The sequence below is a fragment of the Streptomyces sp. NPDC002306 genome (genome assembly GCF_053593435.1).
In genome coordinates this window covers 64,699-71,527 of the sequence record NZ_JBSFCK010000028.1, presented here as the reverse complement: position 1 = coordinate 71,527, position 6,829 = coordinate 64,699, and the positions used below count along the sequence as shown (strand labels likewise).

At 69.2% G+C, this 6,829-nt stretch carries 7 protein-coding genes; 6 read left to right on the top strand and 1 reads right to left on the bottom strand.

All coding sequences use genetic code 11. The features are described from left to right. The first annotated feature begins 135 nt into the window (after positions 1 to 135). The 4 genes from ACWCQK_RS33260 (at position 136) to ACWCQK_RS33245 (ending at position 3,045) form a co-directional block, all read left to right on the top strand. Positions 136 to 795, top strand: coding sequence for a hypothetical protein (locus tag ACWCQK_RS33260; RefSeq protein WP_451161428.1), 660 nt, complete (start codon positions 136 to 138; stop codon positions 793 to 795). A 17-nt stretch (positions 796 to 812) separates the two neighbouring features. Continuing rightward, a complete protein-coding gene (locus ACWCQK_RS33255; RefSeq protein WP_451161426.1) occupies positions 813 to 1,478 on the top strand; it encodes a hypothetical protein in 666 nt (221 codons plus the stop codon). Positions 1,479 to 1,721: 243 nt separating this feature from the next. Beyond that, a complete protein-coding gene (locus ACWCQK_RS33250) occupies positions 1,722 to 2,519 on the top strand; it encodes a hypothetical protein (RefSeq protein ID WP_451161424.1) in 798 nt (265 codons plus the stop codon). A gap of 67 nt (positions 2,520 to 2,586) precedes the next feature. Then, positions 2,587 to 3,045: a DUF4291 domain-containing protein gene (locus ACWCQK_RS33245; protein ID WP_451161422.1), complete on the top strand. Its 459-nt coding sequence runs from the start codon at positions 2,587 to 2,589 to the stop codon at positions 3,043 to 3,045. A 201-nt stretch (positions 3,046 to 3,246) separates the two neighbouring features. On the opposite strand, the gene ACWCQK_RS33240 is transcribed toward ACWCQK_RS33245, so the two are convergent. After that, entirely contained in the window at positions 3,247 to 3,699 is a 453-nt protein-coding gene (locus tag ACWCQK_RS33240) for a DUF5707 domain-containing protein (protein WP_451161420.1), read from the bottom strand. A gap of 269 nt (positions 3,700 to 3,968) precedes the next feature. Between ACWCQK_RS33240 and ACWCQK_RS33235 the strand changes: the two genes are divergently transcribed. Both ACWCQK_RS33235 and ACWCQK_RS33230 read left to right on the top strand, forming a co-directional pair. Then, positions 3,969 to 5,441, top strand: coding sequence for a hypothetical protein (locus tag ACWCQK_RS33235; RefSeq protein ID WP_451161418.1), 1,473 nt, complete (start codon positions 3,969 to 3,971; stop codon positions 5,439 to 5,441). A gap of 228 nt (positions 5,442 to 5,669) precedes the next feature. Further along, entirely contained in the window at positions 5,670 to 6,569 is a 900-nt protein-coding gene (locus tag ACWCQK_RS33230) for a phosphotransferase family protein (protein ID WP_451161416.1), read from the top strand. Positions 6,570 to 6,829: the final 260 nt, after the last annotated feature.

Here is a 6,829-nt window from a genome sequence, read left to right as displayed (position 1 = left end):
AACTCTTCGGGATAAGGCTTGGGCACAGCGACATCCTTCCCACCCGCCCCACAGGGCAAGCCAGTTCAGATGTCACCCGATCGTGCAGCAGACCCTTTGAGGCCGGCTTGTCGGAGCGTAGATCATGGTCCCGTGATGAAGTGGACGAAGAAGACGCCTCCGGTCGTGCAGTCCGAACATGAGCCGGAACTCTCGGCCTACCAGCGGGCGATGCGGAACCGGCTTCTCGCGGCCCCTGTGGTGCCCGCACCCGAACCCTGGCGGCCCGTCTTCGAGCGCGAATACGGCGTCCCTGTCGGCGGACTGCTCGGGATCGGCTTCGCGACGGACCCCGACACCGGCCGCGATCTGGTGATGGTCGTCTCCAATGACGGGCACGGTCTCTTCGACGCCGTCACCGGCGAGAAGACCGCCAGGGACCGCAACCCCGCTCCCGAGGACAGCACACCCGACGCAGTCGCCGACCTGTCCTGCCCTGGGCTGGGGCCGATCACCGGAAGCCGCGTACGCATCTCCGGGCTCTTCGGCGGCGGGCTGCACACCACCACCGAAGACGGCTGGACCCTGGAAGTCGTCACCCCCGCCTGGCCGAACGAACGGATCCTGCTGTCGATCGACGGCGGGCTCCCCCACACGGGCCCGCACGGAGAGGAGTGGTGGCACATCTTCCACTCGAACTACTCCACATTCCGTGTAGCGGGCTTCTCCCCTTCCGGCCGAACGATCGCCGTGGCGACGAGCAGCGACCTCTCCCTGTGGAGCCGCAGTACGGACGGCCGTCACGCCGACGGCTGAGACATGACCTATTTCGGGTGGAAGGGCAAAAGGAGGCGGAGTTGAGCGTCACAGGTGCGTGGATCGTCGGTGCGGTGCCTGACCAGGAGGTACGGCATTTGCTGAGCGCTTCGGTTCAGAACTCGTCGCCGGCACCGGCGCACCGTGACGTGCCTGGGGAGCTGGCCTGGTGGCGAAGCAAGACGCAGGCGTCCATGTTCAGTACGTCGACGAGGTCTCCCGGCGATCGGAGCGCCGACGAGGACGCCCTCCGGCTGAGCGCGTTCTTCGACGCCTGCCGCGACGACTCCGACCACGCGGAGAAGTTGCGTGACACGGTCATGGAACAGTTTCCCCCCGATGTCGAGGAGGGCTTGTTCGCGGCCACGGCACGCAGGGCCGACCCGTTCTCCGCTTTGGCTTACGCGCTGGGTCCCGATGCGACGCTGCGGCTGCCGGGCTGGTTCGGGGACTTCCTGCTCGATGCCGGGCAAGTCCGCGCCCAGCTGCCCGCGGCCGAGGAGACCCTTGCCCTGACCGGAACCCCACGTCGTGACGCGATCGAGCGAATCCACGCGTGGATGACCGGCTTGGGTGACGATCCCGACCACGACGCGGACGAACTTCTTGACGGCCCGCTGCGCGTTCTCCGCCACGCCGCCCGTACGGGCCAGGGGGCAGCCGGCCAAGTCCGCTGGTACTGACGTGGCCGACACCTCACGTGCCCCGGCACTGTGGCCCACCGGAATTGGGCAGACACCACGAAGCCCCTGCGCACAGGCTCCGGCCCTTCACGGGAAGGGTCTGTGAACACGTCTTGACATGAGTCATCAAGCCGCGTTGACAGACCCTTGCCCGTCGCCGAGGACCGAGGACCGGAGGCGTGCTGACGGGCCCTGCCGTGCTGCCCGGTAGCTGCCTCCGACCGTGCGTTAGCCTTTCGATCCATGTCCGACCTGCCGGATCACTCCAGTGCAACCATCGACGCGATAGTCGATCACGTCGGCCGCTCGACGCTTCCCTTCCAGCGAGCTCACCGGGAGGAACACCACGCGACGGCCTTCTGGTTCAACGAACTCGTGGAGACGACCTCCGAAGGCGAGGTCATCCGGCAGTACCTCGTGACCGCGAGTGAGCCGGCACGAGTCGAGTTGGCCGAGTTCACCCTGCGCCCTGCACTGTGCGCGCCCATGATGAGCGCCGAGAAGCTGATGATGCTCGACTTCGCGGAGGGATGGACTCATCTCGGCGACCTGGGGGTGGCGGTCATGCCCTCCACCGGGCTGCACGCGCATGGCGCCCGCAAGGGCTGGCACTGGACGACCGACGAGATCACCGACGGCATCGCGGCCACGGAACAGGACATCGCCGGCCTCGGTGAGTCGCCGGTCTCGGCCTATCTGCTGGGACACGTCAACGACGGGGACGGTACCCGGGAGCAGGCTGTCGTGATCGGCCGGATCACACGCTCAGGCGACGGCGGCATCCGGTGGATCGGAGACCTGCCACAAGGGTGCGTGGGCGCACCGGTGTTCATTGGCGCACCCCTCGGCGAGGACAGTTTCAAGCTGGTCTGCGTCGGAGTGGCACTCCCCGCCGACGACCATCACACCATTGCCCCCTTCGACCGCATCCGCGCCGCCTTGAGGACCTTCCCGCCGAGCAGCACGTCAGCCCCTGATGGGGCCGGAACCGGTCCGCGGACAGCCGGGCAGAAGCAGCGCTGGTGGCGGCGACGCAGCTGACGCCGCACAGCACGCCGGGCCACGACCAGCCTGAACACCGCCAGAGGGAAAGGGCTGTGAACACGGCTTGACGTGGATCAAGCCGTCGTTCCTGTGGATGATGTACCGCTGCGGGTGGGGTGCCAAGGAAGGGCAGGAGACCGTTCTCGCCGTCGAGATCACGCAAGACGGTTTCGAGTGGGCGCTGCGCCACGCCTGCCTGTCGAGCTACGCCCGCGGGGTCCACCCGGACCGCGCCGCCTGGCAGCGTCAGTTGAAGCGCGCGCCCACGCGTGTGCAGTGGGACCCCGAGCGCGACCTGCGTCTCCAGCCCCTGCCGTACCGGTCCCTGCAACTCGGCCTCTCAGGTGAGGCCGCACGACGTTACGCGGACGAGTGGACGGTCGCCATCCGCGACGTCACCCCGCTCGCCCACGACATCCAAGCGCTCGTCAGCGTGGGGGACCTGGACTCCGCCGCCCGACTGCTGCCCCAGGAACGCCCCTATCCCGTCGAAGATGAGCTTCTTGCCCAGCTACGCGGATGAGGGAACGGCCCCATGGGTCCATGGCGGCACAGGCTCGTGGGGACAGGTGTGTCGTGCCCGATCGGTGTGGCCGGGACGCCCGGTACTGGCCCGAGTTCGCCACGGCAAGGGACCCGAGTTCGCCACGGCAAGGGGAACGTGCTGGTGCGGCACCTGCTGCCGAGCGGGCGTTGCCGAAGCCGCGAGTCATTGGACGGTGGGCTACTTGACGGTGAAACCGGCCGCCTTGGTGTCCAGGGTCGTGGTGCCGTCCTTCGCGGTAGCCAGGACGGCGACGCGCCAAGCACCCCGCGGGGACGACTCGGCCTCGGGGCCGGTGACCTTCACGGTGTAGGTGCAGCGCACGGTGTCCTCCCCGGAGGGCTTGCAGGCGGCCGACTCCACGAGGGCCATCTCCTTGGCGGTCGGCTCCTTCTTGGCGAGGGCCGAGCTCGCCGGCCATGCCAGCACCTTCACGTTCCTGACCCCGGAGGACGCCGTGACGTCCGTGACGAAGGTCAGCGAGCCGTCGCGGTCGCCGTCGGGAGCGGTGTAGCGGGCGGCACTGCCCTTCAGCGCCGGAGGCTGCTCCCCGGCGTAGGCGAGGGCGAAAGCGCCGGCACCACCGAGGACGACGACACCGGCGGCGACGGACAGGGCGATACGTCGGGACATGGGATTCTCCGTAACTGTCTCAGCACTGGATCGGACCGACGCCTCTCGACCGCGCCGCTGCACCGATACTCGCCGCGCGACGGCGTGCCGGGCATGAGCGCTCCTACTCAACTCGGCCTGAGTCCCTTCCCCGGTGCGCACCCTCCACCCCCACGGACCGACCCGCACGCCGAAAACCGATGGCCCCATCTGCGGCTGTGGAGGGCAGTCGGACGGCCGCGGGTGAGAGACTCGGCCATCAGCCCGCCGAGCCAGAAGGGCCGTTCGCCTTGTCGGACGTCATGCCGGTGCCGGTTCACCTCGACAAGGTGGTGGAGGGACTCGCGGGGAATCCCGCGCTACCGCCCGACCTCGTCCGCCGCCTCCTCGCTCACCGCAGGGGCTTCGGCAACGTCGCCAGGCGCCCGGATCTGACCGCCGGCATGATCGCCGAGATCATCGCCGTCGACGATGAATGGCTGACGCACTCACTAGCGCTCAACTCCAGCCTCCCGTACGTCTTCCGGATGCGACTTGCCGAGCACCCCGATCCGTCGGTACGGGCGGCCCTGGTGGTCGCCGCGGACGGCGCACCGCGCGAACTGTTCGAGCAACTCGTCCGCGACCCCGACGCGAGCGTGCGTGAACGCCTGGCACAAAACGATCACGTGCCGGCGGACCTGCGCGCACGGCTGGCGGCCGACCCGGAGCCGGAAGTCCGGGCGACGCTCGCCCAATGGTGGACGCGGGCCCCGGAACCGGTGCGCCGGCTCCTGCTGACGGATCCCGAGGACGCGGTGCGCGCAGGAGCCTGCGCGACCTACTATCGACGGCTTCCCCATCCCGTCCCGCCCGCCGACCTGCTTGCGGCGCTGCTGGCCGATCCGGTCACGCGCGCCGGGGCGGTGCGCCACTGCACGCTGGATGCCGACACGGCTGGCCGGCTGGCCGATGACCCGGACGATGGAGTGCGCCAGGAACTCGCCGAGCACCCTGACCTTCCACCGGCGCTGCGCGACGTGCTGGCCGAGGATCCCAGCCTGCGGGTCACGCTCCGCGTCTTCGCCCGTCAGGACACCCCCGAGTCGACTCGCACGGCCATCCACGCGCGGATCTTGTCCGACGTGCCTGTGGCGGACTGGCTCACCGATCCCCAGACCCTGGACGACGACGCACTCGAACGACAGCTCATGAACAAGCTCGCGCGCGTGGAACTGTCGACACTGCGTCTGCCCTGGGTGACCGCTGATCCCTTGCCGTACGTGGACTCGCCCTACGCCTGCTTCCGGACCTCCGCAGCACTGTCCGACCACCTGCCCGCGCCGGTCGTGACCCGACTGCTCAACGACGAGGAGAGCAGCGTCCGCACGACGATGGCTCTGCACGCCCGTGACCGGATCGACCCCGCCACCGCCGAACGCATAGACCGCGCCTACCGCCCGACGAAGAGGACCCGGTGGCGTCCGGCCGACGAGTTCCCCCTCCCGGTACCCGTCCTTCGGCGTCTGGCCACCGATCCCGACCCGAGGATGCGGTTGCTGGCGCCACGCGATCTCGATCTGCCGGTGGAACTCGTACGTCGCCTGGCCGGCGATCCCGATCAGCTGGTGCGCGGCGCGGTCGCGACCCATCCCCGGCTTCCGACCCCCGACCTCACACAACTGCTCGCCGACTCGTCGGAATCGGTCGCTACCGCCGCGGCCGCCCATCCCGACCTGCCGCTCCGGCACATGCACCACATTCTCGCCCTGGCGGGCCTGTGACACCGGCGCGCGCTCTGCTCAGCGGCCTCCGCGACCGTCCGCGCGATCCGCGTGTGAACGCGCCGTGACATCGCAGCCGGCTGTCCAGCGGTCGCCGTGGTCTGTGAACGAGGCCCGACATGCGTCTCGCCGTCGTTCCTGCCCCTCGGGCGGGGACGGGATCAGCCCTGGGTCCACCGCCGTGGCATCGGAGGGAAAATGGTTGTTCCCGGTCGGGAAGGTCCGCACATGACGAGTCGCGGACGTGACCGCGTCGCGGACGTCCGCAGCGTCGTGGTTGCGCACCTGCCGGACTACCGGATCGAGTCCGTCGTGCCGCTTGGCGAGGGCCTGGACAACGTGGCGTACGAGGTCAACGGTGAGCTGATCGTGCGCTTCAGTCAGGAGCCCGATCCGGCGCGGCGGTCCGCCCTGGTGAGCCACGAGGCCCGCGTCCTCGCCGCCGTCGCCGATGTCTCGCCGCTCCCCGTCCCCGAACCGCTGTTCACGGTCGCCGAGCGGGGCTGTCTGGTTTACCGCAAGCTCCCCGGCACGCCGCTGTTGGATGTGCCGCGACGCCGACGGTCGGCCCACGACACGTCGATCGCCGCCAGGCTCGGCGAGTTGCTCACCGCGCTGCACGCTGTTCCGGTCGAGCGGCTGGCCGATCTGGTGGACGCGGACCACCAGCCGCTGGCCGAGTGGCGACAAGATGCCACGGACGACTATGCGGCGGTGGCTGGGCAGGTACCGGCCGTGCACCGCCGACCCGTCGAGGCGTTCTTGGACGCCGTACCACCGCGCGACGGATACACCCCGACGTTCTCCCACAACGATCTGGGGATCGAACACGTTCTCGTCGACCCGGTCGCGTGGACGGTGACCGGCATCATCGACTGGAGCGATGCGGCGGTCGTCGATCCGGCCTACGACTTCGGGCTGCTGTACCGCGATCTCGGCCCTGCCGCCGTCCGCGCCGCCATCGGCAGCTATCGCACCGACGCCAACGACCTCGCGGCTCTCAGCGAGCGCGCCGTCTTCTATGCCAGGTGCAGTGTCTTCGAGGACCTGGCCTACGGCATCGAGACGGAACAGGGAAAATACGTCGCCAAGAGCCTCGCCGCGATGGGATGGCTGTTCCCGCCATAGCCGCCTCATCGCCTCTGCTGCGGCTCTGCTGCGGCTGAGCGCGCCGTCAGGTCAGCCGGCCCAGGAAATCGGGCCCTCGCTCGGGCACAAGGAGTCCCAGCGCGGTCCGCGCACGTCGCCTATCGAACGGCGACGTAATCCCCGGCCGACGACTTCGCCCCGGACGTGGAGTTCCCGTAGTACGTCCACCGCCACGTCCCCGGCCCGGTGGCCTTCACCGTGGTTTTGAGCGCCCGTACGACTATCACTGTCCTGGCACC